Below are 1,177 nucleotides of genomic sequence, written 5' to 3'. Positions count from 1 at the left end.
CGACGGCCCGCATGATGAAAGACATGAGACAGCGCGTGGTGCGAGTCGCCCTCACTGCGGGCGCACTGCTGCTACCGGGCGCCGACGCGGCCACCGCGGCCACGGCCGCCACTCCCTCGGCCGCCCGTGCCCAGGCAACCGCCGCCCTCGTCGCCCGCCTCGGGGACCACACGGCCGGCTCCTACTACGACGCCACGGCCCGCCACTTCGTGGTCGACATCACCGACCCGTCCGCAGCGGCCCCGGTCCGCGCCACCGGAGCGGTGGCCAGAACGGTGCGTTACTCCACCACCCAGCTCCGCGCCGCCACCACCGCCCTGGCTCACCGAGCCCGGATCGCGGGCACCGCCTGGGCCATCGACCCCCGGCAGGACAGGATCGTGCTGACCGTCGACCCCACTGTCACCGGAGCCGAGCGGACCCGGCTCGACGCTGTGGCCAGGGCACTGGGGGACAAGGTCGTCGTACGCCGCGCGGCTTCCGCGTTCAAGCCGCTGATCGCGGGCGGCGACGCCATCTGGGGCAGCGACGTACGCTGCTCCCTCGGCTTCAACGTGTCCGTGAACGGCGCCCCCTACTTCCTCACCGCCGGACACTGCGGCAACGCCGCCTCCAACTGGTCCGACTCCCAGGGCGGCGGCGAGATCGCCCAGACCGTCGACTCCCAGTTCCCCGGCACCGACTACGCCCTCGTCCAGTACGACGACCAGGGCGGCGATCACCCCAGCGCCGTCGACCTGTACGACGGCGGCACCCAGCAGATCACCCACGCCGCCGACGCCTACGTGGGCGAACAGGTCCAGCGCAGCGGCAGTACCACGGGCGTCTACGGCGGCACGGTCACCGGCCTGGACGCGACCGTGAACTACCAGGAGGGTTCGGTCTCCGGCCTGATCGACACCGATGTCTGCGCCGAGCCCGGCGACAGCGGCGGTGCGCTCTTCGACGGGGACGCGGCGATCGGGCTGACCTCGGGCGGCAGCGGCGACTGCTCCTCCGGCGGCGAGACCTTCTTCCAGCCGGTGACGGCGGCGCTCAGCGCGGAAGGCGCCGCCCTTCCGTGACCGATCGGATGATCAGGGGCGGACGGCGCGATGACTGGCGGGTGCGACGGCCGACAGACAGGACCGGGGCGGGCGGGCTTGCGGTTCAAGGTGACGGCCGCCTCCACCTCGCC

At 73.0% G+C, this 1,177-nt stretch carries 1 protein-coding gene; it reads left to right on the top strand.

The features are described from left to right. The first annotated feature begins 14 nt into the window (after positions 1-14). The gene (locus tag ACWEN3_RS46725; RefSeq protein ID WP_452984552.1) at positions 15-1,064 is read left to right on the top strand and encodes a S1 family peptidase; all 1,050 of its coding nucleotides are present in this window, start codon (positions 15-17) and stop codon (positions 1,062-1,064) included. Positions 1,065-1,177 lie beyond the last annotated feature (113 nt).

The sequence above is a fragment of the Streptomyces sp. NPDC004561 genome (assembly GCF_053602155.1).
Note: the sequence above shows the minus strand (reverse complement) of the source record. Positions and strands in the feature narration are given on the sequence as shown.

Excerpts from the sequence above, each read along its gene's own strand:
- ACWEN3_RS46725 (WP_452984552.1), top strand. The coding sequence starts at position 15 with ATGAAAGACATGAGACAGCGCGTGGTGCGAGTCGCCCTCACTGCGGGC.